We start from the raw sequence: 26,915 nt of genomic DNA, 5'->3' as shown, positions 1-26,915 counted from the left end.
GGGATAACGACAATGAAAAAAGTTCTGATTGCCGCGTTAATTGCAGGTTTTAGTCTTTCCGCCACAGCTGCCGAAACCATTCGTTTTGCTACCGAAGCCTCCTATCCTCCGTTTGAATCTATAGACGCGAATAACCAGATCGTCGGTTTTGACGTCGACCTCGCACAGGCGCTGTGTAAAGAGATTGATGCAACCTGTACTTTCTCCAACCAGGCATTTGACAGCCTGATCCCGAGTCTGAAATTCCGCCGTGTGGACGCCGTTATGGCGGGTATGGATATCACTCCAGAGCGTGAAAAACAGGTGCTGTTCACCACTCCGTACTATGACAACTCCGCCCTGTTTGTGGGTCAGCAAGGTAAATACACCAGCGTTGATCAGCTGAAAGGCAAGAAAGTCGGTGTGCAGAACGGGACGACACACCAGAAATTCATTATGGATAAGCATCCGGAAATCACCACAGTTCCGTATGACAGCTACCAGAACGCAAAACTGGATCTGCAAAACGGGCGTATCGACGGTGTATTCGGTGACACCGCAGTAGTAACCGAATGGCTGAAAGATAACCCGAAACTGGCGGCAGTGGGCGACAAAGTGACCGATAAAGATTACTTCGGTACTGGCCTCGGCATCGCAGTACGTCAGGGCAACACTGAACTGCAGCAGAAATTTAATACTGCGCTGGAAAAAGTGAAGAAAGATGGCACTTACGAAACCATCTACAACAAATGGTTCCAGAAGTAATTCCTGATGAATGAATTTTTTCCTTTAGTAAGCGCCGCCGGGATGACCGTCGGCCTTGCCGTTTGTGCATTGATTGTCGGACTGGCGCTGGCGATGTTCTTTGCAGTATGGGAGTCAGCAAAATGGCGCCCTGTTGCGTGGGCAGGTTCGGCGCTGGTGACGATTCTGCGCGGCCTGCCAGAAATTCTGGTGGTGCTGTTTATCTATTTTGGCTCCTCGCAGTTACTGCTGACGCTTGCGGATGGCTTCACCATCAATCTTGGGATTGTAGAGATCCCGGTGCAGATGCAGATTGAAAACTTCGATGTCAGTCCGTTCCTTTGCGGTGTTATCGCTCTGTCACTGCTGTATGCCGCTTATGCTTCGCAAACTCTGCGTGGCGCACTGAAAGCGGTGCCGGTGGGTCAGTGGGAATCGGGTCAGGCGCTGGGGCTGTCGAAATCGGCTATCTTTTTCCGTCTGGTGATGCCGCAGATGTGGCGTCATGCGCTGCCTGGTCTCGGCAACCAGTGGCTGGTACTGCTGAAAGATACCGCGCTGGTCAGTTTGATTAGTGTGAATGATTTAATGCTGCAAACCAAAAGCATCGCCACCCGTACCCAGGAACCGTTCACCTGGTACATTGTGGCGGCGGCGATTTACCTGGTGATTACCCTGTTGAGCCAGTACATTCTCAAACGCATTGACCTGCGCGCGACACGTTTTGAGCGGAGACCTGGCTGATGCTTGAGTATTTACCCGAACTGATGAAAGGGCTGCATACCAGCCTGACCCTGACGGTTGCCTCGCTGATTGTGGCGCTGATTCTGGCGTTGATTTTTACCATCATCCTGACGCTAAAAACGCCGGTGCTGGTGTGGCTGGTGCGTGGTTATATCACGCTGTTTACCGGTACACCGCTGCTGGTGCAAATCTTCCTGATTTACTACGGACCAGGTCAGTTCCCGACGTTGCAGGAGTATCCGGCGCTGTGGCATTTGCTGTCGGAACCGTGGCTGTGTGCGCTAATTGCATTGTCGCTGAACAGTGCGGCGTATACCACGCAGCTGTTTTACGGGGCGATTCGCGCGATCCCGGAAGGTCAATGGCAGTCCTGTAGCGCGCTGGGAATGAGCAAAAAAGATACGCTGGCGATCCTTCTGCCGTATGCCTTTAAACGCTCGCTCTCGTCTTATTCCAACGAAGTGGTGCTGGTGTTCAAAAGTACCTCTCTGGCATACACCATTACGCTGATGGAAGTGATGGGCTACAGCCAGTTGTTGTACGGACGCACCTACGATGTAATGGTGTTCGGTGCGGCAGGGATTATTTACCTGGTCGTTAACGGCCTGCTGACGCTGATGATGCGCCTGATTGAGCGTAAAGCACTGGCATTCGAACGGCGGAATTAATGTGACTGCGTACACATTCGCCGGGGGGTTTTGTAGGTCTGCGAAGACGCGCCAGCGTCGCATCAGACACCTGCACGGTGCCTGTGCCGGATGCGGCGTACATAGTGCATAAATCCTTATAATGAAGACGGACAACCCACTAAGTTGTCCGTCTTTTTTTATCTCTCGCAAACTATTTAATCATATTTATTGCATACAAATTCATTTGATGGCATTGTAAATCCATGCCGCAGACACGGCTAATAATCATAAGATTGACAGACGGGAGTTCCATCATGAAAAAGCTAGTTCTTGCCGCATTACTTGCATCCTGTGCATTCGGCGCTTCTGCCGTAGAGAAAATCAATTTCGGCGTCTCTGCCACTTATCCGCCATTCGAATCGATGGATGCAAATAACCAGATCGTCGGCTTTGATATCGATCTGGCAAAGGCGTTATGCAAACAAATGCAGGCAGAATGTACTTTTACTAATCACGCTTTCGACAGCCTGATCCCGTCACTGAAATTCAGAAAATATGACGCAGTGATTTCCGGGATGGACATCACACCGGAACGTAGCAAACAGGTCGCCTTTACCACCCCCTATTACGAAAACTCAGCCGTTGTGATTGCCAAAAAAGATACCTATAAGACTTTTGCCGACCTGAAAGGTAAACGTATTGGTATGGAAAACGGCACTACCCACCAAAAATATATTCAGGATCAGCATCCGGAAGTGAAAACCGTCTCTTATGACAGTTATCAGAATGCATTTATCGACCTGAAAAATGGTCGTATTGATGGGGTATTTGGTGATACAGCGGTAGTTAATGAGTGGCTGAAAACCAATCCGCAACTGGGCGTTGCGACTGAGAAAGTAACCGATCCGCAGTACTTCGGCACCGGTCTGGGCATCGCTGTACGTCCGGATAACAAAGCTCTGCTGGAGAAACTGAATAACGCACTGGCAGCCGTTAAAGCAGACGGTACATATCAGAAAATCAGCGATCAGTGGTTTCCGCAGTAATTGAGACTGAGACGAAAGTAAGATGCCTGATGCGCTACGCTTATCAGGCCAACATCGACTCTGCAATGTATTGATTTAGCACGATTTGTAGGCCGGATAAGGCGTTCACGCCGCATCCGGCATGAACAAAGCGCACCAGGTCTGCGATCTGAAGCCGCAGATGCGGCTTTTTTATTGCTTCACCAGCAGCGTCAGCACTTCATAATGTGCGGTGTGGGGGAACATATCGAAAAGCTGTACCCGCTCAATGCGATATCCTGGCAGTTCGCGGATATCTTTCGCCATCGTTTGGGCGTTACAGCTTGAGTAGATAATAAAATGCGGTGCCATCGTCGAAAGATAATCACACAGCGGTTTACCAATGCCGCGACGCGGTGGATTAACCAGCACCAGCTCCGGCACTTCGCCCTGAGCGGTGGCAAACTGAGTGGAGTCCAGCGCCTGAAATTGCAGACGCGTTAGACCCAGTTCAGCAGCAGATTGTTTCGCACAGGCTATCGCTTCTGGCGCAATTTCAATCCCCGTTAGCTGCATTTCTGGCGTTGCGCAATGCAAACCAAAACCACCAACGCCGCAGAACAGATCCCACATATGATTTACCGGCAATTGCCGCACCCAGTCACGCGCGGTGGCGTACAGCTGGCTGGCGACCGCCGGATTAGTCTGGAAGAAACTTTGCGGGCGGATCCACAGCGGCACGTCATTAAAACGCTCTGCCAGCGCCTGCTGTTCGGTCAGGTAGATCTCCGTCTCCCCTTCCATTATCGCCATATGCACTGGCTGAATATTGACGGTAATGACTTTTAGCTGCGGCAGTTGCGCCTGTAACCACGGCAGCGCCTTACGCAGTTGCGCCAGCTTGGTTTCAGAGCGCAGTACAAAGCGCAGCATCATACCGCCATCCATCTGGCTTTCAGTCAGCAGAATATATTTCAGTTCGCCACGCTTGCGCGCCACGTTGTAGGGCGTCAGCCCCGCACGGGCGATAAACGGTTTTAGCGCCGCAAAAACAGGCGCAAATGAGGCAGGGTAAAGCGGACAGTCGCAAAGATCTTCTGGCGTACCGTCGCGGTGTAGCATTCCGAGCAGTGGTTTTTCAACGCTACCACTCACCACCATTTTGGCTTTATTGCGAAACCCTTGTTCCGGGCCAGACACCGGCGCGCACCATTCCGTGACCGGAAAATCGGCCAACAGATTTTTAAGATCGGTGGTTTTAGCGGAGAGTTGCTCTGGAATCGGCTGCGTTATCCACTGACAGGAGCGGCAGCGACCCGCGTCGTAAAGTGCGCACTGCATACATTGACCTTCACATCATCAGGGGCGAGGATTATACACATTATTGCAACTGGAAGAACCGCCGACTGGTGGCGGGAACAAACAGCAGCAATAAGATGAGCATGTCCGGCAGCTTTTGTAACATCAGGCTATGGAAGATTTCGCGTTTCGATTCACCAGGAATGCTGAACAGCTCAGGGTAACCATAACCGAGCGAAGCTGCCCACAGATAACTGGCGGCCGTGATTTGCGTCAGCAGATACAGCCAGCGCGCCAGGCGACGCCCTTTCACCAGCGAAAACGCACACCAGATTTCAATAAAAACCAGCGCAAGGCTGCTTAGAAAGACCAGCGTTAAACTCCAGGTTTGTACGCTGCGATGTATGAACTCGCCGATACCGCGCACGCCCAGCGTATTGAAAATCATCAGCACGTCGAGGCCACGGATCATAATAATGGCGAGCGCCGCCACCTGCACCAGTGCAGGCACATTCAGGCGAGCATGTGATGAAGATGTTTTCTTAAAAAATCCCAACGTTTCGTCTTCCATGAAAACAATGCCGCGACATGCGCGGCATTATGTAGCCAGGTTGGCAAATTTTAGTGTCTTCAGCCACGTCTTGCACGCTGGATATCGCGTATCCGCTGCTTTTCTGCGCGCGCCATTAAATACCAGGCGATAAATCCGACAATTCCTACCGCGCCGAGAATCAATGTTGCCAGGGCGTTGATTTCCGGATTCACCCCCATCCGCACGCTGGAGAAGACCAGCATCGGTAAGGTGGTGGCTCCCGGCCCGGAAACAAAGCTGGCGATCACCAGATCATCAAGCGACAGAGTAAAAGCCAGTAACCAGCCAGAAATGATCGCCGGCATGATCATCGGTAGTGTAATGACGAAAAACACCTTCAGCGGCGTCGCGCCGAGATCCATCGCCGCTTCTTCAATGGAGCGATCCAGTTCCCGCAGACGCGAAGAAATAACAACTGCCACATAAGCCGTACAGAAAGTGACGTGCGCCAGCCAGATAGTTAACATACCGCGATCGGCAGGCCAGCCGATGGCATGAGCAAGAGCAACGAACAATAACAACAGCGACAGGCCAGTGATCACATCCGGCATGACTAGCGGCGCGGTGATCATAAAGGCAAAGCCATTTGATCCACGAAACCGCCCAAAGCGTACCAGCACAACCGCCGCGATAGTCCCAAGAATTGCCGCCGCCGTCGCCGCACAGGCGGCAATCGTCAGACTTAAGCCGACCGCACTCATCATCGCATCATCACGCAATAACTCGCCGTACCAGCGCGTTGACCAACCGGCCCACACCGTCACCAGCTTCGAACTGTTAAATGAATAGATGACCAGCATCAGCATCGGCGCATAGAGAAAGGTGAAGCCCAGCAACAAAATCACCATTCGCCAGGGCGAACGAACGACCGGTAAATTATTCATCCGTGTTCCCCTACGCTTTTTTGCTGATATTTGTGGAACCACATAATTGGCACAATCAGCAGCAATAACATAACGATTGCCACCGCTGAGGCCACCGGCCAGTCACGGTTATTGAAAAACTCCTGCCACAGAACGCGCCCGATCATGATGCTGTCCGGGCCGCCGAGCAGTTCCGGGATAACAAACTCACCCACCGCCGGAATGAAAACCAGCATCGATCCGGCGATAATCCCACCTTTGGTAAGCGGCACAATCACCGTAAAGAAAGTCTTCAGCGGACGCGCGCCGAGATCAAGCGCAGCTTCCACCAGCGAATAATCAATGCGAGTTAACGCGGTGTAGATAGGCAACACCATAAACGGCACATAGGCGTAAACAATGCCGATATAAACGGCCAGATTGGTATGCAGAATGGTCAGCGGCTGATCGATAACCCCCAGCCACAGCAGGAAGTTATTCAGCACGCCATTATTTTTTAGTATCCCCATCCAGGCGTAAACGCGGATCAAAAATGAGGTCCACGAAGGCAGGATCACCAGCAGCAATAGGATATTGCGGGTCGACGGTTTACTGTGCGCCACTGCCCACGCCAGCGGATAGCCGAGCAATAAGCAACAAACGGTCGAAATCGCCGCCACCTGTAACGACTGGAGATAAGCATCGAAATAGAGCGGATCGTCAGTCAGTTGCAGGAAATTGCCGAGATTGAGGGTGACAGACAGTTGCCCGTCAGCCCACGCCATCAGTTCGGTATAAGGCGGAATGGCGCGCGCCATCTCAGCCAGGCTTATTTTAAAGACGATAAGAAATGGCAGCAGAAACAACAAAATCAACCAGATATACGGCAGCGCAATCACCAGTTTGCGCCCGTGCTTCATTTGCCACTGTGTAAGCCACTGCTTTAATCCGCCCGGCTGGGCAGCAGGTTCAAGTGTACTCATCTTTGCTCCTTAAACCGTCAGCACCACACAACTGTCTGATTCCCAGCACAAACGAACTTCATCGCCCCAGGTCGGTAACCCTTTGCGAAAACGATGGGCGTTTTGTAACTGGGCGCTGATCATCTGCCCGCTTTTCAGGCGAACATGATAAACAGACAAATCACCGAGATAGGCAATATGTGTCACCTCTCCCACTGCAAAATTGCAGCCATCAGCAGGCGGTTCGTCACAGAGCATGATTTTTTCCGGGCGCAGCGCCACATGTACTGGCACGTTATCGACCACCGAGGCATCCGCGTCGACTTTCAGCGGATGCACCAGCCTTGGCGAATAAAGCAACAGGCCATCTTCCTGGCGTTCCTTTAGCAGCCCTTCGAAAACATTGACCGACCCAATGAACTCGGCGCTATATCGTGTCGTCGGGTGCTCATAAATTTCCTCCGGCTCGCCAATCTGAACAAATTTACCGCGATTCATAATCGCGATGCGCCCCGCCATGGTCATCGCCTCTTCCTGATCGTGCGTTACCATCACACAGGTCACGCCGACACGCTCCAGAATATCCACCACTTCAAGCTGCATCCGGTCGCGCAGTTTTTTATCCAGCGCGCCCATCGGTTCATCGAGCAGTAATAGTTTCGGGCGTTTGGCGAGGCTTCGGGCCAGCGCCACTCGCTGACGTTGGCCACCGGAAAGCTGATGCGGTTTGCGTTTGGCAAACTCCTGCATATGCACCAGCCCCAGCATTTCATTGACCCGACTGGCAATTTCCGCTTTTGGTAACTTGTCTTGTTTCAGACCAAAGGCAATGTTTTGCTCCACGGTCATATGGGGGAATAGCGCGTAGGACTGGAACATCATGTTGATGGGGCGCAGATAAGGCGGAACCTGTGACAAATCGACGCCATCAAGCATAATCTGCCCGGCAGAAGGTTGTTCGAAACCTGCCAACATACGCAGCAGTGTGGACTTGCCACAGCCGGATGCGCCCAGCAGTGCAAAGATTTCGCCTTTATAAATGGTCAGACTGACATCATCGACCGCGTGTTGACCATCGTAAGATTTGGTCAAATTGCGGATTTCTAATAGTGGTGTCAGCGACTTACGACTTTTCGCCTGCGGGCGAGGGATAGCGTCATTCACGGCTGCTCTCCGGCATTTAATGTGTGCAAGCGCACCAGGATGGTGCGAATTGCCGGCGGGAGTGGTGCGCCCGTCCGGCATCTACGGCAGCGGATTATTTTCCGCTCTTCACTTTGGTCCACGCGCGGGTGCGCACACGATCGATTTTCGGATCCTGCACTTGCAGGGTGAACATTTTGGCGCGAACGTCCGCTGGAGGATAAATCCCTGGATTATCACGCACTTCCGCACTCACCAGCGGCGTAGCTGCTTTATTGGCGTTGGCATAGAACACATGGTCGGAGATATGCGCTACTACATCCGGGCGCAACAAATAATTCAGGAACTGATACGCTTCGTCTTTATTTTTGGCATCGGCAGGCATGGCAAAGACGTCAAAGAATGCCATCGCCCCTTCTTTCGGAATCGAGAAAGAGACATTCACGCCATTCTTCGCCTCCTTCGCGCGGTTGGAGGCCTGCCAGACATCGCCCGCCCAGCCAATCGCCACGCAGATGTCGCCATTAGCCAGGTCGTTAATATATTGAGATGAATGGAAATAACGAATATTCGGGCGTAGTTTCAATAGCAGGTCAGTCGCTGGTCCGGTGTAATCATCCGCTTTGGTGCTGTTCGGATCTTTACCAAGATAATTCAACACAGTGGCAAAAACTTCTTCCGGCGCATCGAGGAAAGAGACACCACAGCTTTTCAGTTTTTCCAGATTTTCAGGTTTGAGGATCAAGTCCCAGCTATCGACCGGCGCATTTTCGCCCAGCACCGCTTTGACTTTATCGACGTTATACCCAATCCCGGTAGTCGCCCACATATACGGCATAGCAAATTTATTATCCGGGTCGTGTTTTGCCACCAGCTTAAGTAATTCTGGATCGAGATTCTTCCACTCCGGCAATTTGCTTTTATCCAGCGGCTGGAACACACCCGCAGTCAACTGGCGTTCAAGAAAGCTGGCTGACGGCACGACCAGGTCAAAACCGGTACTCCCCGCCATTAATTTGCCTTCCAGCACTTCGTTGGAATCAAAAACATCGTAGACGACTTTAATACCGGTCTCTTTTTCAAAATTTGCCACCGTATCCGGGGCGATATAATCAGACCAGTTATAAATGTGGAGTGTTTTTTGTTCAGTCGCGAGCGTGCCGACAGAGACGGCCATCAGAGCACCCGCAATCAGACCCGATAGCCATTTTTTATTTAAGGCGGTCATATCTCTTTCCTTCTGAAAGTTCGTTAACAAACGAACAAAAGTTGTCACACTGAAAGATATGCAATAAACGTGCATATTTTTTATCGGCGCGGTGCAAGAAAAGAGAACTCTCTCCCGGCCAGCATTGCTCGCTATATAAAAGCCTCGCAAGAATAACTTTAGCCAGGGTTTGAAACTATAGCTGTAATTAAAAAACGGTATTTAACAAATTTTTATGCGCATTTGCTCTATGTGATAAAGCAAATCTGGCACAATAGAAGTGAAATAATCTTTAATGAAAGGTTAAAATCAGCAGGAAATATTACGACGCGCAGTCACTGCGGCAGCGACTGCGTGCTCGAAGAAAGTTATCAGTGAAGGAAATAGTTTTCGGTAACGTTGTTTTGCCCTTCATCGTCAGTCGGCAACAGCAGCTGATGGGCATTAGCTTCGAGGATGACCATTGAAATCTGCTCTTCGCTCTGGCGTACAAACCATGCAAACTGTTCATAGGTTACGCCCTGCATAACAGATAAAGACTGGCAAACCACCAGCTTTGGCAGATTATCATCCTGCATATCGAGAAATGCTTTCACGGTCAGTGAGCTGGCATTGATAGCTGATAAATCCGCCGCCAGCGGCAATACGGCTGAAGGCCTGACTTCCGCCATGGCAGAAAACAGGATTGTGTTATCAATCAGGTCGATTTTGGCATCAAAGACACCGTCGAAATTCTGCATATGGGGCAGATGCAAAGCCTGACAGTTATCACATTCAAAAAAACTCATCCCCAGGTCATCGAGCCATTGACGCAACGTATCCAGACCAGGAACGACCAGCGATGTCATAATTTTGTACAACCTCTTCCGATAAAAAGACTGGCACAGCTTACGCAAAAAGCGCAGGCAAAACCATGATCAGTAATGTGATTGCGACTAACCACCCGTTTTCAGGCAATATTCTGCCGTGGCGTGGCGTTCGATCCAGCGGATCATTTTACCCGCAATGTCGATACCGGTGGTTTTTTCTATTCCTTCCAGCCCCGGCGACGCATTCACCTCCATCACCAACGGTCCGCGATTGGCACGCAGAATATCCACACCGGCAACATCCAGCGCCATCGTTCGCGCGGCTTTGATGGCGATCTCACGCTCTTTCGGCGTGATACTGGCGATGCTTGCCGCGCCGCCACGATGCAAATTGGAGCGAAAATCGCCCTCTTTCGCCCGCCGTTCAATCGCCGCGACAACTTCATCACCGACGACCAGACAGCGGATATCGCACCCTTGCGCCTCTTTGATATATTCCTGCACCAGAATATGGGCGTTCAGGCCGCGAAAAGCATCAATCACGCTTTCTGCCGCCTGGCGCGTTTCCGCCAGCACCACACCAATTCCCTGCGTGCCTTCGACCAGCTTAACTACCAGCGGCGCACCACCGACCATATCGATTAAGTCGCTGGTATCATCCGGCGAATGCGCAATCCCCGTGACAGGCAGGTCAATGCCCTGACGCGCCAGCAGTTGCATGGAACGCAATTTGTCACGCGCCCGGGCAATCGCGACCGATTCATTCAGCGGATAACTGCCCAGCATTTCGAACTGGCGTAGCGCCGCCGTCCCATAAAAGGTTATAGCAGTGCCAATACGTGGGATCACTGCATCAAAATGGGGTAACTTACGGCCTTTGTAGTGAATGGAAGACGCCGCAGGATTTATGTCCATGTAGCAAGAAAGCGGATCGAGAATTTCAACCAGGTGACCACGCTGTATGGCGGCTTCACGCAACCGCTTACACGAATAGAGCGTTCCATCCCGGGACAATATGGCAATTTTCACCCTGCACCTCTCTGTCAGACCTGGTCAAAAGCCCGCGTATAATACATCGCCGTAACGGTTTTAGCGCGTCGCCCAACCTTGTTTATGCAAATAATCGAGAATAAAAGGACGGCTTTCTTTGATAATCGTCCGGCGAATATGATCGCTCCAGGTATCCCGGCGATTATTGCTGCCACGGGTAAGATAATATTCCGCCAGTTGCTCGTCATACTGCGCCAGTGCGTCTTTATCCAGCGGTTGATAGCTGTTTTCATGCACCAAAATGGAGGCCGGTAAACGCGGCTTGAGATCCGGGTTATCCGCAGGCCAGCCGAGACACAGGCCAAACAGCGGCAGAACATGCTTTGGTAATTTCAGCAGCTCCGTCACCGCTTCAATGTTATTGCGCAAGCCGCCAATATATACACCGCCCAACCCCAACGATTCCGCTGCGGTTAAGGCATTTTGCGCCATCATCGCCGTATCAACAACACCGAGCAACAACTGTTCTGCCAGGCCGAGTTGAGCATCCGGGCAGATCTGCAAATGACGGTTAAAGTCGGCGCAAAACACCCAAAACTCCGCCGCTTGCGCAACGTGTTTTTGCCCACCGGTCAGCGGCACCAGGGCTTCACGCAATGCGGGGTCGGTAATGCGAATAATGCTACTACACTGCAAAAAGCTGGAACTGGAGGTCGCACGGGCGCTGTTGATAATCGCCTCACGCTGTTCAGCGGAGATAGGTTCATCAGTGAAATGGCGAATGGAGCGGTGACCACAAATAAGTTCAATGGTTGGCGTCATTATCTTTTTCTCTTTCTGAACGTGAAGATTCCAGTGGATGATTCATCAGTTGCGGGGCCAGCCGTTTTGCCACCTGAAGAATAACCACCACCGCAGCGGGAAGCATGAGCAAAACACCGAGAAAAATCATCAGAATTTGCGCTTCTGGCGTAGAAAACGGCGCTGGAAGCGAAAAGTTGTCACTTATCGACAGCAGCGCCGCCGCCAGTAACATCATTCCAATAAATTCCAGTATCAACACGCTTTTAGGCAATTTACCGATCGCGCGCATAAACTTCCCTCTGCAAAGTGAGCTGCCAGTTTAAAACCTTTCGCCGCGTTGTGCTTAACAGTTATAGCTTTAAGCAATCAATGCAACAGGTTAAACCTACTTTCAGCGAATAAGATTTGGCATGATCATGCACACATGACAGATAAATGGAGAAAGCCAATGCAAACCGTTATTTTCGGTCGTCCGGGTTGCCCTTACTGCGTGCGTGCCAAAGATTTGGCAGAAAAGTTAAGTAATGAACACGATGATTTTCACTATCAGTATGTGGATATTCGTGCTGAAGGGATCACTAAAGAGGATCTGCAACAGAAAGCTGGCAAGCCGGTAGAAACCGTACCGCAGATTTTTGTCGATCAGCAACACATCGGTGGCTATACCGATTTTGCTGCCTGGGTGAAAGAGAATCTTGACGCCTGATTACCGGATAAGCCCTCTCTGTTTGAGGGCTTTATTGATTTTTTCTGTGTTGTGGCCTGAACAAGCTACTAATAAACAAAAAACATAACGCGCCCAGCGCACACCAGAAGACGGCACTCAACAACCACGCCAGCTCCTGCCAGAATGAGCGTGATGGTGAAAAAAACAGACGCATAATTAACATAGAACAGGGTGCTGCCAGCATTGCGCCAAACAGTGGTTTAAGGACTTCTCTACGCCGCGAAAAAAAGCTGGCTACAGCCCCAGGAAGAATGAAAAACAGTAAGCCGATTTCAGGGTGCCCGGCAGCCCGAAAAGCTCCCTTCATATGTGTCGCCAGAAAAAGGCACACCACAATAAAGAGGACAAAACAGCAAATTGCCCCCGCCCAATGTTGTTTATGTTTCACATGTTCCTCCTGACACTGCCTCTATCGAACACATTTTTCGCCGGTGTGGCGCTCAGTAAGATAAAGCCGCTTCGCATTCCATGCTAATATAGGCCAACACAATTCTTATAGCCGTTGGTATCTAATGTGATTACACTAGTAAAATATATTGTTACTTTACTATTGATTAAGTGCGCTGAATGAATCTGCGCTCTGAATTCAGGTAAAAACATTATCTTAAATTACCATTTCTTTCAACAGCTTACTCGTAAACAAGAAGTTAGTCTCCGTGAATATAAACGTCGCCGAATTGTTAAATGGGAATTACATTCTGTTATTATTCGTGGTCCTCGCGCTTGGACTATGTCTCGGAAAATTACGACTTGGTTCAATCCAACTGGGTAATTCCATTGGCGTTTTAGTCGTATCACTGTTATTAGGGCAACAACATTTCAGTATTAACACCGACGCGCTTAATCTTGGCTTTATGCTGTTTATTTTCTGCGTCGGGGTCGAAGCCGGACCCAACTTTTTTTCCATTTTTTTCCGCGATGGTAAAAATTACCTAATGTTAGCCCTGGTAATGGTCGGTAGTGCACTGCTGATCGCCTTAGGGCTGGGTAAGTTGTTTGGCTGGGACATCGGCCTGACGGCTGGTATGTTGGCTGGCTCAATGACATCAACACCGGTTTTGGTTGGTGCGGGCGATACCTTACGCCACTCTGGAATAGAAAGCAGGCAACTCTCTGCGGCACTGGATAATTTAAGCCTCGGGTATGCATTAACCTATTTGATTGGCCTGGTGAGTTTGATTGTCGGTGCGCGTTACTTGCCTAAGTTGCAGCATCAGGACTTACAGACCAGCGCCCAGCAAATCGCTCGTGAGCGAGGTCTGGACACCGACGCCAGCCGTAAAGTCTATCTGCCGGTAATTCGCGCCTACCGCGTCGGCCCGGAACTGGTCGCCTGGGCCGACGGCAAAAACTTGCGTGAACTGGGTATTTATCGACAAACAGGTTGCTACATTGAACGTATTCGTCGTAACGGGATTCTGGCAAATCCGGATGGTGACGCCGTGCTACAGATGGGCGATGAAATAGCGTTGGTAGGCTATCCCGACGCCCACGCCCGACTCGATCCCAGCTTCCGTAATGGTAAAGAAGTTTTTGATCGAGACCTTCTCGACATGCGTATCGTCACTGAAGAGGTGGTCGTCAAAAACCATAACGCTGTCGGTAAACGTCTGGCACAACTGAAGCTGACCGATCACGGTTGTTTCCTTAACCGCGTCATTCGCAGCCAGATCGAAATGCCGATCGACGATAACGTGGTGCTTAATAAAGGCGATGTATTGCAGGTGAGCGGCGATGCCCGTCGCGTGAAAACCATCGCCGATCGCATCGGCTTTATCTCGATTCACAGCCAGGTTACTGATCTACTGGCATTCTGCGCGTTCTTTGTCATCGGTCTGATGATCGGGATGATAACCTTCCAGTTCAGCACATTCAGCTTCGGCATGGGTAACGCCGCCGGATTGTTATTCGCTGGTATTATGCTGGGCTTTATGCGAGCGAACCACCCAACCTTCGGCTATATTCCCCAGGGCGCGTTAAGCATGGTGAAAGAGTTCGGTTTGATGGTATTTATGGCGGGCGTTGGTTTAAGTGCCGGCAGCGGCATCAATAACGGCCTGGGCGCGATTGGCGGTCAAATGTTGATTGCCGGGTTAATTGTCAGCCTGGTGCCTGTTGTTATTTGCTTCCTGTTTGGCGCTTACGTGCTGCGCATGAACCGCGCGCTGTTGTTCGGTGCAATGATGGGCGCGCGTACTTGTGCTCCAGCAATGGAGATCATCAGCGACACTGCGCGCAGCAACATTCCGGCATTAGGTTATGCGGGCACTTATGCAATAGCTAACGTGCTGCTGACGTTGGCAGGGACAATCATCGTAATGGTATGGCCAGGACTCGGATAAAACTGAAGTTGCCCCAAAAATGAAATTTTTTTGCACAACCGCAGAACTTTTCCTCGGGGCATCAGTCTTAATTAGTGCCACTGCTTTTCTTTGATGTCCCCATTTTGTGGAGCCCATCAACCCCGCCATTTCGGTTCAAGGTTGGTGGGTTTTTTGTTGCCTGAATTTTATCTCCTGCCCTGCCAATTGCGCCACCATCTGCAAAATATCCTCGCGCGATAGCGGCTTACGGTCAGTGACAAAATGCAGTGTCATCCCTTCAATAAATGCATCCAGCGCGCGGGCGGTTCCGGGTTCAAACCATTGTTCGAGCGTTTGCTGACTGCGCTGCATCCAGTTTTGCATCACCGTTTTTAATAGCGGTTTTCGGCTGGCCAATGCGTAGAGTTGATACATCAGTTCCATGTTATCCGGCGTTGCAACCTGCGAGCTGTAGATCATGTCAGTTATGGCCTGGCAGGCGCCTGAAGCATCACTGACATCACTAAAAAATGCCTGATATTGCTTAGACATTATCTCTGTAAAACTGCTGAACGCCTCCAGCAGCAGCTCATCAATTCCTGAAAAATAGTAGGTCATCGACCCCAACGGCACTCCGGCAAGGGTAGCGATTTTGCGGTGTGTAACGGCATGTATTCCGTAAAGTTTCACCGCCTCCAGCGTGGCCTGGATGATTTTTTCTCGCCGTTGCGGATCGTTAGCGCGACGCATGTCATTTCCTCTCTTTGCAATTGTGTACAAATGTACACAACCTTGCTAATGTTGTCTTCCCTCTTCTTTTTTTGACGTGATCTATGACCGTAAATTCTTCACGTAATGCCTTGAAACGCCGAACCTGGGCGCTGTTTATGTTCTTCTTTTTGCCAGGCCTGTTAATGGCATCCTGGGCAACCCGTACGCCTGCTATCCGCGATATTCTTTCTGTCTCGATCGCTGAAATGGGCGGTGTCCTCTTTGGCTTGTCGATCGGTTCGATGAGCGGAATTCTCTGCTCGGCGTGGTTAGTGAAACGTTTTGGGACGCGTAATGTCATCCTGGTCACGATGTCCTGCGCGTTGATCGGGATGATGATATTAAGTCTGGCGCTCTGGCTGACATCGCCCGTGCTCTTTGCCGTGGGTCTTGGCGTCTTTGGAGCCAGTTTTGGTTCTGCGGAAGTGGCGATAAACGTTGAAGGTGCCGCCGTTGAGCGAGAAATGAATAAAACGGTTTTGCCGATGATGCACGGCTTTTATAGCCTGGGCACGCTGGCAGGTGCTGGTGTCGGGATGGCGCTGACGGCCTTTGGCGTTCCGGCAACTGTGCATATTTTGTTGGCGGCACTGGTCGGCATCGCACCTATTTATATCGCCATTCAGGCAATCCCTGACGGAACAGGAAAAAATGCCGCCGATGGCACGCAGCATGGCGAAAAAGGCGTACCTTTTTATCGCGATATCCAGTTGCTATTGATTGGTGTCGTGGTGCTGGCGATGGCGTTTGCAGAAGGTTCTGCCAACGACTGGTTACCCTTATTAATGGTTGATGGTCACGGTTTTAGCCCTACTTCCGGCTCGCTGATTTATGCCGGTTTTACCCTGGGGATGACCGTTGGACGCTTCACTGGCGGTTGGTTCATAGACCGTTACAGTCGCGTTGCCGTGGTTCGGGCCAGTGCGCTAATGGGTGCGTTGGGTATTGGGCTGATTATTTTTGTCGATAGCGCCTGGGTCGCGGGGGTGTCTGTTGTCCTTTGGGGATTGGGTGCCTCGCTGGGCTTCCCGCTGACCATTTCTGCCGCCAGTGATACCGGCCCCGATGCGCCAACCCGCGTCAGCGTGGTAGCAACAACCGGTTATCTGGCTTTCCTCGTCGGGCCGCCGCTGCTGGGCTATCTCGGCGAACATTATGGATTACGTAGTGCAATGCTGGTTGTACTGGCGCTGGTTATTCTCGCGGCTATTGTCGCGAAGGCCGTCGCCAAACCCGATACCAAAACGCAAACGGCGATGGAGAATAGTTGATGAGCATTAAATTAATTGCGGTAGACATGGATGGTACTTTCTTAAGCGATCAAAAAACCTATAACCGCGAGCGGTTTATGGCTCAATATCAGCAAATGAAAGCACAAGGGATTCGCTTTGTGGTCGCCAGTGGGAATCAATATTATCAGTTGATCTCTTTCTTCCCCGAAATTGCCGATGAAATTGCCTTTGTGGCAGAAAACGGCGGTTGGGTAGTGAGCGAAGGCAAAGATGTTTTTAATGGCAAGCTGTCGAAAAATGCATTTACCACTGTAGTGGAACATTTACTGACGCGCCCGGAAGTGGAAATTATTGCCTGCGGAAAAAATAGCGCCTATACCCTCAAAAAATATGACGATGCCATGAAAACGGTGGCGGAAATGTATTATCACCGTCTGGAATATGTCGATAACTTTGACAATATCGACGATATTTTCTTCAAATTTGGGTTAAACCTCTCTGACGAACTCATTCCGCAAGTGCAAAAAGAGTTACATGATTCGATTGGCGATATTATGGTGCCGGTTCACACCGGCAACGGTAGCATCGATCTGATTATCCCCGGCGTACATAAAGCCAATGGCCTGCGGCAACTCCAGAAGTTATGGGGAATAGACGACAGTGAAGTGGTGGTCTTTGGCGATGGCGGTAACGATATCGAAATGCTGCGCCAGGCTGGCTTTAGCTTTGCGATGGAAAATGCCGGCAACGCGGTCGTAGCTGCGGCGAAATACCGCGCTGGCTCCAATAACCGTGAAGGCGTACTGGATGTGATCGATAAAGTTCTTAAGCACGAAGCGCCATTTAATCAATAAAACGGCAGCACGCCCGGCAACACAATGCCTGAATGAAGGATGCATAATTCGCGGAAATTCCCCTTCTGGATTATTTCAGGCGAAATGATGATGAAAAATTGTGTACTGCTGGGCGCGTTTCTGTTGAGTTTTACTGGTGTGGCAATGGCGCAAAGTGTCACCGTTGATGTGCCGAGCGGATACAAAGTGGTGGTAGTCCCCGATTCAGTCAGCGTTCCACAAGCGGTCAGCGTCGCGACTGTACCGCAAACTGTCTATGTGGCGCCTACTCCAGCTCCGGCTTACCGCCCACATCCGTATGTTCGTCACCTTGCCAGTGTAGGCGAAGGGATGGTTATCGAACATCAAATCGACGACCATCACCATTAATCCATGAATGCCTGATTGTGCAAAGCAACTAGGCATTTTCTTATCCGTCGTTTGAATTTCCTGTTTGTTTATCTTTTAAAAAGATAAACATCAGCAGCAACCACAAAATTCCGTTGGCAAGGTTAAAGAGATTAAACAGGCCGTTGCCCCCGTTCAGCCAGGCATGTTTACTGATTTCGATACCGACGGTAAAGATCAGCATTTGTAACATCCCCATCGCCGCAGAAACCGTACCTTTACTCATATCGCTGGCAAACAGGGTTAATCGCACCAGCCCCGCATTCGCCAGGCCAATACCAAAAGCATAAATACTTAACCCGGCGGTCATCCATAAATACGCGTGCGATGAGATAACCGTTGCGGCAGCGGCGACTAACAGGCCAATCATAATCGGCCAACCGCCCATGATGATCAATGCACGAACGGTGCGGCGCGAGGTCAAACGCGCTAACAGCAAGTTACCCGCAATTAACGCCCCGAAAACTGGCACTTGCAGCAAACCATATTCATAGCTGCTCAACTTTTCGCCAGTGATAATGATAATTGGTGACTGGGCGATCCACGCCAGCAACGGCAGGCTGACGAACCCCAGCGCCAGAGCTCCGGCAACAAAGCGACCGTTCTTCAGCACCAGCTTGTAGTCATGCCCAAGCTCTTTCAGGGACAGTTTCTCACCAATACGCGTGGCGGTTTCCGGCATAGCGCGTTGCAGACCGAAAAAGGAGATCGCTGCCAATGCGGCAAACAAGACAAACATCCCCTCCCAGGGCAGCACATGAATCCATGCGGCGCCCACCAGCGGACCGAGTAGCGGAGCAATCAGCGCCACGTTCGCCATCAGCGCGGTGATCTTGATACAAACCGCCTCTTCGAAGGATTCCTGAATCGCGGCGTATCCGACAGCGCCAATGAAACAAAGGCTTATCCCTTGCAGGAAGCGTAATAGCGTGAATTGTTCAATGTTTTGCGCCAACAATATTGCCAGACAGGTGACGATAAACCACACCACGCCCGCCAGCATCACCGGACGGCGGCCAATACGATCCGACAGCGGTCCCAGAAGCCACTGTAAAAACATCCCGCCCGCCAGGTAAGCGGTCATCGAAGTAGGAACCCAGTCAATACCCGCCTGATACTCTTCCACTACAGCGAGCATACCGGGTTGAATCATATCATTGCCGATATAGGTCGAGAATTCGTAGAGCACCAGACAGAGAGGAAAAAGTAACGCCTGACGTCCAAGCCGGGCACCGGAAGCTAATCTATTTTGCATGCAATTTCTTCGCCAATAATAATCGCGCAAAGTTTAATAAAAGCGCGGCAAACGAGAAAGCAAATTTTGTAGGTGAAACCACGCTTAAGCACATTCTTACATTATTCCGAGTATAGCTACTCTTTCTTTAAGCTTTATTTAATTCCTTCGCGTTACTATTCCCTGTTGTAAACCAATCCGAAAGTGAAATAAGACGATGCCGCTTTACCCTGTTTAACATGCACTTTATGCTCATCGACTTGCCTGATGGCTCCCCAATAATCACCTTTTGAGTCTGAAAATTATGCTGGAAAATCTGAATTACTCATTATTCTCTCTTATTAACGCGACGCCAGACTCATCCGCATGGATGATCTCGTTAGCGATTTTTATTGCCAAAGATTTAATTACTGTAGTACCGCTGCTGGCTACGGTGCTTTGGCTATGGGGGTTTACAGCGCAACGGCAACTGGTGATAAAAATCGCTATCGCGCTGGCGGTCGGCCTGTTTGTTTCCTGGACGATGGGGCACTTATTTCCGCACGACCGTCCGTTTGTTGATCATATCGGCTACAACTTCCTGCATCATGCGGCGGATGACTCTTTCCCAAGCGATCACGGCACGGTGATATTTACCTTTGCGCTGGCATTTTTATGCTGGCATCGCCTGTGGTCAGGCGCAATCCTCATGACGCTGGCGGTGGTCATTGCCTGGTCACGTGTTTATCTCGGTGTTCACTGGCCGCTGGACATGCTCGGTGGATTGTTGGCAGGAATGATTGGTTGCCTTAGCGCCCAGATTATCTGGCAGGCTGTGGGGGCAATGCTCTACCAGAAGCTGCAATTATGGTATCGCTTCTGTTTCGCCTTACCTATACGTAAAGGCTGGGTGCGTGGCTGATTTCGGATAAAAAGTGTAATATCAGGCGGCTCGCTTCAATAACTATTCAGAGGGAATATGGAAACACGTCGCGAAGAGCGTATCGGGCAGTTACTACAAGAATTAAAACGCAGCGATAAGTTACACCTGAAGGATGCCGCCGCCCTGCTTGGGGTTTCAGAGATGACGATTCGTCGTGATTTGAATAACAACAGTGCCCCCGTCGTACTACTCGGCGGCTATATTGTTCTGGAACCGCGCAGTGCCAGCCATTACCTGTTAAGCGATCAAAAATCCCGCCTGGTGGAAGAAAAACGCCGGGCGGCAAAACTGGCCGCGACGCTGGTTGAACCCGATCAGACCCTCTTTTTTGACTGCGGCACCACCACGCCGTGGATTATTGAAGCGATAGATAATGAAATCCCTTTCACCGCCATTTGTTATTCACTAAATACCTTTCTGGCGCTGAAAGAGAAACCCCATTGTCGCGCGTTTCTTTGCGGTGGTGAATTTCACGCCAGCAACGCTATTTTCAAACCCATTGATTTTCAGCAAACACTGAATAATTTTTGCCCGGATATCGCTTTTTATTCCGCAGCTGGCGTGCATGTCAGTAAAGGCGCAACCTGTTTTAATCTTGAAGAGTTGCCGGTAAAACACTGGGCGATGTCGATGGCACAAAAGCACGTGCTGGTTGTCGACCACAGTAAGTTTGGCAAGGTACGTCCGGCGCGCATGGGCGAGCTGAAACGCTTTGATATTGTGGTGAGCGATTGTTGTCCGGAAGATGAGTATGTGAAGTATGCGCAGGCGCAGCGTATTAAGTTGATGTATTAATGACGCATAACCGGATGACGTTTCCGCGCCATCCGGTCATCAGAAGATTAAGAGAACCAGCTGCCGAACCACTGATGGAATTTCATCATCACGAAGTCCCACATCCGACCAAAGAACCCACCCTCTTCCACATTTTCCATCACGATCAGCGGACGCTGTTCAATAGATTTACCGTTAAGCTGGAAATCAATGGTGCCGACAACCTGACCTTTTTTCAGCGGCGCGGTGAGCTGCGGTTCCGTTAACGTATAACTCGCTTTCAGGTTTTTCAGTTGCCCGCGTGGGATGGTCACTGATCCCCCTTCGCCTGCGCCGAGATTCACTTCGCTCTTATCACCAAACCAGACGCGCTGAGTCACAAAGGTGGCATCAGGTTTAATTGGCGTCACGGTTTCAAAAAAGCGAAAGCCCCAGGTCAGTAATTTCTCAGACTCATTAAAACGGATGCGGTCAGTTTTTGCCCCCAGCACTACGGAGATTAAACGCATATCACCCTGGGTAGCCGAAGCAACCAGATTATATCCCGCACCTGCCGTGGTTCCGGTCTTCATGCCATCAACATTCAGATTGCTGCTCCACAGCAGACGATTACGGTTAGGCTGACGAATTTTGTTAAAGGTAAACTCTTTCTCTTTATGAATAGCGTACTCTTCCGGCACATCGTGGATTAACGCTTTACCCAGCAATGCCATATCGCGCGCGGTACTGAATTGCCCCGGCGCATCCAGACCGTGCACCGTCTGGAAGGTGGTGTTGGTCAGACCCAGTTTTTTGGCATAACCATTCATCAAACCAATAAATGACTCCTGACTCCCGGCAACGTAATCGGCCAACGCAATACAGGCGTCATTACCGGACTGGATAATCACACCTTTGTTCAAATCCGCCACCGAAACCTGATCGCCCGGTTTGAGGAACATTACCGACGAACCGCGCAGTGCCGGGTTTCCCGTCGCCCAGGCATCTTTACCGACCGTCACCATATCGGTGAGTTTGATCTTATCGGCCTTAAGCGCCTGCCCAACCACATAGCTGGTCATGATTTTAGTCAGACTCGCGGGATCCAGTTTCTCATCCGCATTGCCTTCTGCCAGCACTTTACCGCTGGCGTAATCCATTAAAATCCATGCACGCGCATCCACGCTCGGCGCTTCAACGGTTTGTTCTGCCGCGAATGCCGTTGGGGCAAAAAGGAATAAAAATGCAGAACCCGCTGCAAGACCACGAAGGAAAGAGGAGTATTGCGTCATAAATGCCACCCGAGTATCCATTCAAAAAAAATACGTTATATCGCCGTATGATAAGTTCGGTGATTAATAACGCACACACAAGTTTAAAGAAACCGTAAGTTGGTAAAGTTTTTAAAGTTTATGCAATATCCTGCCGCTTCGCTGCTTCTGGCGTCATTTTTTTACTCGCTGTTGCTTAAAAGTTAACTTTACTTCACCATCGGAGTCCTGTTCAGCCTGTGGCTGCCTGTCGGAAAAGGGGTGAGTATGATTACGTTGTGGGGTCGGAATAATTCAACCAACGTTAAAAAAGTGTTGCTGACGCTCGAAGAACTGGAACTGCCTTATGAGCAAATTTTGGCGGGTCGTGAGTTTGGGGTAAACCATGACGCCGATTTTCTGGCGATGAACCCTAACGGGCTGGTGCCGCTGTTGCGTGATGACGAAAGTGATTTAATTCTTTGGGAATCAAACGCCATTGTCCGCTATCTGGCGGCACAGTACGGGCAAGAACGTCTGTGGATCGACTCACCGGCACGTCGCGCAGAAGCCGAAAAGTGGATGGACTGGGCAAACCAGACGCTCAGCAATGCCCATCGTGGGATCCTGATGGGATTAGTCAGAACGCCACCAGAAGAACGTAATCAGGCCGCCATTGATGCCAGCTGCAAAGAGTGCGATGCCCTGTTTGCCCTACTCGATGCGGAGCTGGCAAAAGTAAAATGGTTTTCTGGCGACGAGTTTGGTGTGGGCGATATCGCTATCGCACCGTTTATTTACAATTTGTTTAACGTTGGCCTGACCTGGACACCGCGTCCGAATCTGCAACGCTGGTATCAGCAACTCACCGAACGCCCCGCTGTGCGCAAAGTGGTGATGATCCCCGTTAGCTAATTGCGTGGGCTAACTTTGAGTAATTCCCCGTTGGGCTCGTCGGTGAGAACGTATAAATAACCGTCGGGTCCAGTGCGAACGTCACGAATTCGCTGCCCCCTGTCCGTTAATATGCGGCCATCTTCCGTCACTTTGTCGCCTTTGACGCTCATCACGATGACATCTTTATCTTTCAGCGCGCCAATAAATAATTTTTGCTGCCACTGGGGGAATTTGTCACTGTTATAGAAGGCCATACCGCTCACGGCGGGCGAATCTTTCCAGTAAAAAACCGGTTGCTCGGTTCCGGCGACGATTTCCCCTTTTGCTTCCGGTATTTTAAAACCTGAGTAATTAATACCCCAGGTTGCCAGCGGCCAACCGTAGTTTTTGCCTTTTTGCGGGATATTAATTTCATCACCACCGCGCGGGCCATGTTCATTCAGCCACAGCGCATTACTCCACGGATTCATCGCCATCCCTTGCGGGTTACGAATGCCATAAGACCAGATCCCGGCTCGCGCACCGGATTCGTTTACAAAGGGATTATCATCCGGGATCTCGCCCTGTTCGGTCAGACGCACCAGTTTGCCCTGTAATTTATCCAGATCTTGCGCCGTCAGACGCTGATTGTTTTCGCCCAGAGCAACAAAAAGATAACCGTTACCGTCGAAGACCAGCCGCCCGCCAAAATGGTTGCCGGTAGAAAGTTTTGGTGTCTGGCGAAAGACAGTGCGGAAGTCGGTCACTTTTGAGAGATCATCACTTAAGCGGCCATACCCCACGGCAGTTCCGGCTTTGCCATCATCGCCAACTTCGGAATAACTTAACCAGATGCGGCGCGACTGGGCAAAATCAGGCGCTAATGCCACATCCAGCAGGCCGCCCTGCCCGCGCGCCCAGACTTCCGGCACACCGACAAGCGGCGCAGATAATCCTTTTCCTGCTTGCCAGTGACGCAACTCGCCACCGCGCAGGGTGATTAACATGCCGTGATTATCAGGTAAAAAGGCCAGCGCCCACGGATGGTCGAGTTTGTCTTGCAGTACTTCGACATTTACCGGCGCGGGAGCCGCCCAGAGAGCGGAAGAAACACAGAGAAAGGGCACAAGGAAAAGGGATTGTCGATGCATAACGCCTCCGGATTGACTCTGGCTTAAAGCGTAGTCAGTGGAGGAGATGACAAATTCATTTTTACAAAAACTTAAGCATGAAGGGGGAGACGCTTTCTCCCCCTTAGTTTTCAGGCCTGCGCAAGCATGGTGTGCTTTTCAAGGCTCTGGATACTCAGCGTTAAGCTCATCAGACAATTTTCAAGCTTATCGGCGTTGACGGTAATAACAGTCGGGCAATCATGATGCCCGCTCATCAAACATACTGCGGCTGTCGCTAATGCTTCTTCAGCATGATGAAGAGCACTCCACTCTTCCTGATCCAGATGAAGATTCAACCGCAGCGATTTATCGTGCAGTTCGCGATTCAGTTTAAAAAAGTTATCTCGTAGATGATTGCTTTCGCTGACGGACATGTATCCTTTGGCCTTCCTCAGTTGCACATATGCGGCGAGGTCAACTCTTGCATCGATCAACCGGTTAAGTAGATCGCTTCGCTGTCTGTCAACGAACATACTTCGATCCTCCTCTTTGCAGCCTTTGTGCAATTAAATAGTATGGCTACTTTTTGTACAAAATGCTGTCAGGGATCAATACTTCACATTTTATTAATAAGAATTTACATTATTTCTCTTTCCAGCACCTCGCATCCCCACGGCGCCAGTTCTAAGTCTTGTGAACAAGCTTTACCTGTTTCCGCCACTCGCCACGCTCCAGGAAGCACAATATTTTGTACATGAGCAGTGTAGTTTTGTACAAAAACCCATTCCTGATCGCCGTCTGTCCGACGCGTTGCAATAACGCCAGCAGGAAGTTCAGTAGCAAGTGCTTTTGGGAGATGAAGTGTGTTGATCAACATCGCGGCAAACGCTTGATGAAATGACGCATCATTACGCGAAGCCACATAGAAAGCTCGACCTTGTCCGACGTGATTTACCGTTAACGCAGGCGTACCCGCATAAAAATCCTCGCCATAGCGCGCCAGAACCTGTGCACCTTCGGCGTGAATAACCGCACATAATTCCCGTGCCTGCCATTGCCCCTGCAGTCCATACGCATTCGGCTCACAGATAACTTCGTTATGCTGATAATCATTAAGGCTATCAATCTCTTCAGCCCACACACCCATCAGGTCACGCAACGGGCCAGGGAACCCACCCAGGTGACATAAATCGGTTTCATTGACAATCCCGGACCAGTAAGTGGTGACAAAATTGCCACCAGCGTCAACATAGGCGCGAGCACGAGCAGCAAATCCATCGCGAACCATATAGAGCATTGGGGCAATAACTAACTGATAACCCGTAAGATCACAATCAGCATTGATAATATCGACCGCCACGCCCTGCTCCCAGAAAGGTCGGTAATGCTCCACTACCGTTTGCTCGTAGTGGATACCGCAATTGCGCGGCCCGGCAGCATCATTGACCGCCCAGCGGTTTTCCCAGTCGAAAATAATGGCAACTTTTGCCTGCGTTTTCGTCCCAACCAATTGGTTAAGATGAGCCAGCCGTTGCCCCAGTTGTATGACTTCGCGCCCGGTACGCGTCTCCAGATGACCGACATGATCAACTACCGCACCATGAAACTTCTCCACGGCGCCACGACTCTTACGCCACTGAAAATAGTGCACGCCGTCTGCGCCGTGAGCGACGGCCTGTAAGGAAGAAAGAATATTCATTCCCGGCTTTTTCAATTTGCTGGTTGGCTGCCAGCTTGTCTGGCTGGGCGTGGATTCCATCAGAATAAACGGTTTATTTTTCAAGGTACGCATCAGGTCGTGATACATCGCTGTTTTACAGGCAACGGCGCGTTCATCTTCCTGTTTATGCCACATGGGATAGTTATCCCAACTCACAAAATCAACCACTTCGGCTAATGCCCAGTAGTTGTAGTCATTGAAATACCACATAAAATTGGTCGTCGCAGGTAAATCTGGGCGTTCAGCTTTTAACGGCGCGATCTCCATTTGGTAGAACTCTTTTACCTGCGATGTGACAAAGCGCCGCCAGTCAAGATTCAAACCGTGGTTAGACATCTCACCTAATGGGGAAGGCGATTCAATTTGTGACCAGTCACTGTATGTATGGCTCCAGAAGCCAGTCCACCATGCCTGATTAAGCGCCTCAAGAGTGGTGTAACGAGTCTGCAACCAACGGCGAAACGCCTGTTGGCATCCCTTACAATGACATTCTCCGCCATACTCATTACTGATATGCCACCCCAGAACCGCCGGATGATTGGCGTATCGCTGCGCCAGCTTACGGTTAATTTGCGTCACTTTATCTTTATACACTGACGAAGAAAGGCAATGATTATGGCGACCTCCGTGAAGCATTTTCTCGCGTGAGGCGCTAACTCTCAGAACCTCTGGATAACGAGCTGCAAGCCAGGCGGGTTTTGCTCCGCTTGGTGTTGCGAGGAAGACAGAAATCCCGCCAGCATGAAGTTTATCCAGCACTTCATCCAGCCAGTCAAAGCGATACTCACCCTCTGTGGGTTCCAGCATTGACCAGCTAAAAATGCCCACCGACATGGTGTTACAACCAGCCTGTTGCATCATGGCGATATCTTTCTCCAGAATCCCAGGGACATGTAACCATTGCTCCGGATTGTAATCAGCACCATGAAGTAACCATGGGGCTCTGGGGATGATCGGTGGGTGCTTGTCCATGCTGACTCCTGAATTGTTTTAAACAGACAAAAAATGTTATTCGTTCACAACGAT

Annotated in this window: 29 protein-coding genes; 12 read left to right on the top strand and 17 right to left on the bottom strand. The window is 50.5% G+C overall.

Annotated elements, in window-relative coordinates:
• Positions 1 to 12: 12 nt before the first annotated feature.
• From artI to artJ, 4 genes are all read left to right on the top strand, one after another.
• On the top strand, positions 13 to 744 hold the full coding sequence (artI, locus tag FC814_RS08825; RefSeq protein ID WP_000756564.1) for an arginine ABC transporter substrate-binding protein ArtI: 732 nt from the start codon (positions 13 to 15) through the stop codon (positions 742 to 744).
• A 6-nt stretch (positions 745 to 750) separates the two neighbouring features.
• A complete protein-coding gene (gene artQ / locus FC814_RS08820; protein ID WP_137325828.1) occupies positions 751 to 1,467 on the top strand; it encodes an arginine ABC transporter permease ArtQ in 717 nt (238 codons plus the stop codon).
• Complete coding sequence (gene artM, locus FC814_RS08815; RefSeq protein WP_000895401.1) at positions 1,467 to 2,135, top strand: arginine ABC transporter permease ArtM; 669 nt, start codon at positions 1,467 to 1,469, stop codon at positions 2,133 to 2,135. Before artQ ends, artM begins: the two co-directional genes overlap by 1 nt.
• A 275-nt stretch (positions 2,136 to 2,410) precedes the next feature.
• A complete protein-coding gene (artJ, locus tag FC814_RS08810) occupies positions 2,411 to 3,142 on the top strand; it encodes an arginine ABC transporter substrate-binding protein ArtJ (RefSeq protein ID WP_137325827.1) in 732 nt (243 codons plus the stop codon).
• Between the two features lie 171 nt (positions 3,143 to 3,313).
• Here artJ and rlmC read toward each other — a convergent pair whose 3' ends face one another.
• The 10 genes from rlmC to FC814_RS08760 all read right to left on the bottom strand — a co-directional run bounded on the left by rlmC (position 3,314) and on the right by FC814_RS08760 (position 12,037).
• A complete protein-coding gene (gene rlmC, locus FC814_RS08805) occupies positions 3,314 to 4,441 on the bottom strand; it encodes a 23S rRNA (uracil(747)-C(5))-methyltransferase RlmC (protein WP_137325826.1) in 1,128 nt (375 codons plus the stop codon).
• A 40-nt stretch (positions 4,442 to 4,481) separates the two neighbouring features.
• Entirely contained in the window at positions 4,482 to 4,970 is a 489-nt protein-coding gene (locus tag FC814_RS08800) for a YbjO family protein (protein WP_000389254.1), read from the bottom strand.
• A gap of 59 nt (positions 4,971 to 5,029) precedes the next feature.
• Positions 5,030 to 5,875, bottom strand: a complete 846-nt coding sequence (gene potI, locus FC814_RS08795) for a putrescine ABC transporter permease PotI (RefSeq protein ID WP_085460562.1) — start codon at positions 5,873 to 5,875, stop codon at positions 5,030 to 5,032.
• Positions 5,872 to 6,816 carry a putrescine ABC transporter permease PotH gene (gene potH, locus FC814_RS08790; RefSeq protein ID WP_000105409.1) on the bottom strand — a complete coding sequence of 315 codons (945 nt, stop codon included), beginning with the start codon at positions 6,814 to 6,816 and terminating at the stop codon, positions 5,872 to 5,874. The genes potI and potH overlap by 4 nt, the downstream gene beginning before the upstream one ends.
• 9 nt (positions 6,817 to 6,825) lie before the next feature.
• Positions 6,826 to 7,959 carry a putrescine ABC transporter ATP-binding subunit PotG gene (gene potG, locus FC814_RS08785; RefSeq protein ID WP_137325825.1) on the bottom strand — a complete coding sequence of 378 codons (1,134 nt, stop codon included), beginning with the start codon at positions 7,957 to 7,959 and terminating at the stop codon, positions 6,826 to 6,828.
• 94 nt (positions 7,960 to 8,053) lie between these two features.
• Positions 8,054 to 9,166, bottom strand: a complete 1,113-nt coding sequence (gene potF / locus FC814_RS08780; RefSeq protein ID WP_085460561.1) for a spermidine/putrescine ABC transporter substrate-binding protein PotF — start codon at positions 9,164 to 9,166, stop codon at positions 8,054 to 8,056.
• A 350-nt stretch (positions 9,167 to 9,516) separates the two neighbouring features.
• Positions 9,517 to 9,993, bottom strand: coding sequence for a YbjN domain-containing protein (locus tag FC814_RS08775; protein WP_000203025.1), 477 nt, complete (start codon positions 9,991 to 9,993; stop codon positions 9,517 to 9,519).
• 87 nt (positions 9,994 to 10,080) lie between these two features.
• Positions 10,081 to 10,983 carry a 30S ribosomal protein S6--L-glutamate ligase gene (rimK, locus tag FC814_RS08770; protein WP_085460560.1) on the bottom strand — a complete coding sequence of 301 codons (903 nt, stop codon included), beginning with the start codon at positions 10,981 to 10,983 and terminating at the stop codon, positions 10,081 to 10,083.
• A gap of 60 nt (positions 10,984 to 11,043) precedes the next feature.
• Positions 11,044 to 11,766: a nitroreductase NfsA gene (nfsA, locus tag FC814_RS08765; protein ID WP_021550513.1), complete on the bottom strand. Its 723-nt coding sequence runs from the start codon at positions 11,764 to 11,766 to the stop codon at positions 11,044 to 11,046.
• Positions 11,750 to 12,037: a YbjC family protein gene (locus FC814_RS08760; protein WP_001201565.1), complete on the bottom strand. Its 288-nt coding sequence runs from the start codon at positions 12,035 to 12,037 to the stop codon at positions 11,750 to 11,752. Before FC814_RS08760 ends, nfsA begins: the two co-directional genes overlap by 17 nt.
• A gap of 159 nt (positions 12,038 to 12,196) precedes the next feature.
• On the opposite strand from FC814_RS08760, the gene grxA reads away from it, so the two are divergent.
• Complete coding sequence (gene grxA, locus FC814_RS08755) at positions 12,197 to 12,454, top strand: glutaredoxin 1 (RefSeq protein WP_001195223.1); 258 nt, start codon at positions 12,197 to 12,199, stop codon at positions 12,452 to 12,454.
• Positions 12,455 to 12,485: 31 nt separating this feature from the next.
• Here the strand turns inward: grxA and FC814_RS08750 are convergent, their stop codons facing one another.
• Positions 12,486 to 12,863 carry an inner membrane protein YbjM gene (locus FC814_RS08750; protein WP_000681103.1) on the bottom strand — a complete coding sequence of 126 codons (378 nt, stop codon included), beginning with the start codon at positions 12,861 to 12,863 and terminating at the stop codon, positions 12,486 to 12,488.
• Between the two features lie 268 nt (positions 12,864 to 13,131).
• Here FC814_RS08750 and FC814_RS08745 point away from each other — a divergent pair, with 268 nt between their 5' ends.
• Positions 13,132 to 14,817 (top strand): aspartate:alanine antiporter, encoded by a 1,686-nt coding sequence (locus FC814_RS08745; protein WP_001024863.1) that lies wholly within the window; start codon positions 13,132 to 13,134, stop codon positions 14,815 to 14,817.
• A 135-nt stretch (positions 14,818 to 14,952) separates the two neighbouring features.
• Here FC814_RS08745 and rcdA read toward each other — a convergent pair whose 3' ends face one another.
• Entirely contained in the window at positions 14,953 to 15,528 is a 576-nt protein-coding gene (gene rcdA / locus FC814_RS08735) for a DNA-binding transcriptional regulator RcdA (protein WP_001250444.1), read from the bottom strand.
• Positions 15,529 to 15,611: 83 nt separating this feature from the next.
• Here rcdA and FC814_RS08730 point away from each other — a divergent pair, with 83 nt between their 5' ends.
• The 3 genes from FC814_RS08730 to ybjH all read left to right on the top strand — a co-directional run bounded on the left by FC814_RS08730 (position 15,612) and on the right by ybjH (position 18,004).
• Positions 15,612 to 16,820 (top strand): MFS transporter, encoded by a 1,209-nt coding sequence (locus FC814_RS08730; protein ID WP_000217871.1) that lies wholly within the window; start codon positions 15,612 to 15,614, stop codon positions 16,818 to 16,820.
• Entirely contained in the window at positions 16,820 to 17,635 is an 816-nt protein-coding gene (gene ybjI / locus FC814_RS08725; protein ID WP_137325824.1) for a 5-amino-6-(5-phospho-D-ribitylamino)uracil phosphatase, read from the top strand. Before FC814_RS08730 ends, ybjI begins: the two co-directional genes overlap by 1 nt.
• Before the next feature lie 84 nt (positions 17,636 to 17,719).
• Positions 17,720 to 18,004 carry a protein YbjH gene (gene ybjH, locus FC814_RS08720; RefSeq protein WP_077629224.1) on the top strand — a complete coding sequence of 95 codons (285 nt, stop codon included), beginning with the start codon at positions 17,720 to 17,722 and terminating at the stop codon, positions 18,002 to 18,004.
• A 40-nt stretch (positions 18,005 to 18,044) separates the two neighbouring features.
• Here ybjH and mdfA read toward each other — a convergent pair whose 3' ends face one another.
• On the bottom strand, positions 18,045 to 19,277 hold the full coding sequence (gene mdfA / locus FC814_RS08715) for a multidrug efflux MFS transporter MdfA (protein WP_010347523.1): 1,233 nt from the start codon (positions 19,275 to 19,277) through the stop codon (positions 18,045 to 18,047).
• A gap of 283 nt (positions 19,278 to 19,560) precedes the next feature.
• On the opposite strand from mdfA, the gene ybjG reads away from it, so the two are divergent.
• Both ybjG and deoR read left to right on the top strand, forming a co-directional pair.
• Positions 19,561 to 20,157: an undecaprenyl-diphosphate phosphatase gene (ybjG, locus tag FC814_RS08710; RefSeq protein WP_000892324.1), complete on the top strand. Its 597-nt coding sequence runs from the start codon at positions 19,561 to 19,563 to the stop codon at positions 20,155 to 20,157.
• Positions 20,158 to 20,214: 57 nt separating this feature from the next.
• Complete coding sequence (deoR, locus tag FC814_RS08705; RefSeq protein WP_000450137.1) at positions 20,215 to 20,973, top strand: DNA-binding transcriptional repressor DeoR; 759 nt, start codon at positions 20,215 to 20,217, stop codon at positions 20,971 to 20,973.
• A gap of 47 nt (positions 20,974 to 21,020) precedes the next feature.
• Here deoR and dacC read toward each other — a convergent pair whose 3' ends face one another.
• Positions 21,021 to 22,223, bottom strand: a complete 1,203-nt coding sequence (gene dacC, locus FC814_RS08700; protein ID WP_024212562.1) for a serine-type D-Ala-D-Ala carboxypeptidase — start codon at positions 22,221 to 22,223, stop codon at positions 21,021 to 21,023.
• A 246-nt stretch (positions 22,224 to 22,469) separates the two neighbouring features.
• Here dacC and gstB point away from each other — a divergent pair, with 246 nt between their 5' ends.
• Positions 22,470 to 23,096, top strand: coding sequence for a glutathione S-transferase GstB (gene gstB / locus FC814_RS08695; protein WP_010347520.1), 627 nt, complete (start codon positions 22,470 to 22,472; stop codon positions 23,094 to 23,096).
• On the opposite strand, the gene yliI is transcribed toward gstB, so the two are convergent.
• The 3 genes from yliI to FC814_RS08680 form a co-directional block, all read right to left on the bottom strand.
• Complete coding sequence (yliI, locus tag FC814_RS08690) at positions 23,093 to 24,208, bottom strand: aldose sugar dehydrogenase YliI (protein ID WP_137325823.1); 1,116 nt, start codon at positions 24,206 to 24,208, stop codon at positions 23,093 to 23,095. The two genes, gstB and yliI, sit on opposite strands and share 4 nt — an antisense overlap.
• 110 nt (positions 24,209 to 24,318) lie before the next feature.
• Positions 24,319 to 24,702, bottom strand: a complete 384-nt coding sequence (gene bssR / locus FC814_RS08685) for a biofilm formation regulator BssR (RefSeq protein ID WP_000497144.1) — start codon at positions 24,700 to 24,702, stop codon at positions 24,319 to 24,321.
• A gap of 104 nt (positions 24,703 to 24,806) precedes the next feature.
• Entirely contained in the window at positions 24,807 to 26,861 is a 2,055-nt protein-coding gene (locus FC814_RS08680) for a beta-galactosidase (protein ID WP_137325822.1), read from the bottom strand.
• Positions 26,862 to 26,915 lie beyond the last annotated feature (54 nt).

The organism is Escherichia sp. MR (assembly GCF_005280595.1).
GTDB classification, from domain to species: Bacteria; Pseudomonadota; Gammaproteobacteria; order Enterobacterales; family Enterobacteriaceae; genus Escherichia; species Escherichia ruysiae.
Note: the sequence above shows the minus strand (reverse complement) of the source record. Positions and strands in the feature narration are given on the sequence as shown.

Coding starts and splice junctions, on each gene's coding strand:
- FC814_RS08730 (WP_000217871.1), top strand. CDS start 15,612: ATGACCGTAAATTCTTCACGTAATGCCTTGAAACGCCGAACCTGGGCG.
- deoR (WP_000450137.1), top strand. CDS start 20,215: ATGGAAACACGTCGCGAAGAGCGTATCGGGCAGTTACTACAAGAATTA.
- rlmC (WP_137325826.1), bottom strand. CDS start 4,441: ATGCAGTGCGCACTTTACGACGCGGGTCGCTGCCGCTCCTGTCAGTGG.
- rcdA (WP_001250444.1), bottom strand. CDS start 15,528: ATGCGTCGCGCTAACGATCCGCAACGGCGAGAAAAAATCATCCAGGCC.
- nfsA (WP_021550513.1), bottom strand. CDS start 11,766: ATGACGCCAACCATTGAACTTATTTGTGGTCACCGCTCCATTCGCCAT.
- FC814_RS08680 (WP_137325822.1), bottom strand. CDS start 26,861: ATGGACAAGCACCCACCGATCATCCCCAGAGCCCCATGGTTACTTCAT.
- artM (WP_000895401.1), top strand. CDS start 1,467: ATGCTTGAGTATTTACCCGAACTGATGAAAGGGCTGCATACCAGCCTG.
- artQ (WP_137325828.1), top strand. CDS start 751: ATGAATGAATTTTTTCCTTTAGTAAGCGCCGCCGGGATGACCGTCGGC.
- FC814_RS08775 (WP_000203025.1), bottom strand. CDS start 9,993: ATGACATCGCTGGTCGTTCCTGGTCTGGATACGTTGCGTCAATGGCTC.
- ybjH (WP_077629224.1), top strand. CDS start 17,720: ATGATGATGAAAAATTGTGTACTGCTGGGCGCGTTTCTGTTGAGTTTT.
- ybjI (WP_137325824.1), top strand. CDS start 16,820: ATGAGCATTAAATTAATTGCGGTAGACATGGATGGTACTTTCTTAAGC.
- gstB (WP_010347520.1), top strand. CDS start 22,470: ATGATTACGTTGTGGGGTCGGAATAATTCAACCAACGTTAAAAAAGTG.
- ybjG (WP_000892324.1), top strand. CDS start 19,561: ATGCTGGAAAATCTGAATTACTCATTATTCTCTCTTATTAACGCGACG.
- mdfA (WP_010347523.1), bottom strand. CDS start 19,277: ATGCAAAATAGATTAGCTTCCGGTGCCCGGCTTGGACGTCAGGCGTTA.
- FC814_RS08760 (WP_001201565.1), bottom strand. CDS start 12,037: ATGCGCGCGATCGGTAAATTGCCTAAAAGCGTGTTGATACTGGAATTT.
- artI (WP_000756564.1), top strand. CDS start 13: ATGAAAAAAGTTCTGATTGCCGCGTTAATTGCAGGTTTTAGTCTTTCC.
- dacC (WP_024212562.1), bottom strand. CDS start 22,223: ATGACGCAATACTCCTCTTTCCTTCGTGGTCTTGCAGCGGGTTCTGCA.
- FC814_RS08800 (WP_000389254.1), bottom strand. CDS start 4,970: ATGGAAGACGAAACGTTGGGATTTTTTAAGAAAACATCTTCATCACAT.
- yliI (WP_137325823.1), bottom strand. CDS start 24,208: ATGCATCGACAATCCCTTTTCCTTGTGCCCTTTCTCTGTGTTTCTTCC.
- potH (WP_000105409.1), bottom strand. CDS start 6,816: ATGAGTACACTTGAACCTGCTGCCCAGCCGGGCGGATTAAAGCAGTGG.
- potF (WP_085460561.1), bottom strand. CDS start 9,166: ATGACCGCCTTAAATAAAAAATGGCTATCGGGTCTGATTGCGGGTGCT.
- artJ (WP_137325827.1), top strand. CDS start 2,411: ATGAAAAAGCTAGTTCTTGCCGCATTACTTGCATCCTGTGCATTCGGC.
- grxA (WP_001195223.1), top strand. CDS start 12,197: ATGCAAACCGTTATTTTCGGTCGTCCGGGTTGCCCTTACTGCGTGCGT.
- potI (WP_085460562.1), bottom strand. CDS start 5,875: ATGAATAATTTACCGGTCGTTCGTTCGCCCTGGCGAATGGTGATTTTG.
- bssR (WP_000497144.1), bottom strand. CDS start 24,702: ATGTTCGTTGACAGACAGCGAAGCGATCTACTTAACCGGTTGATCGAT.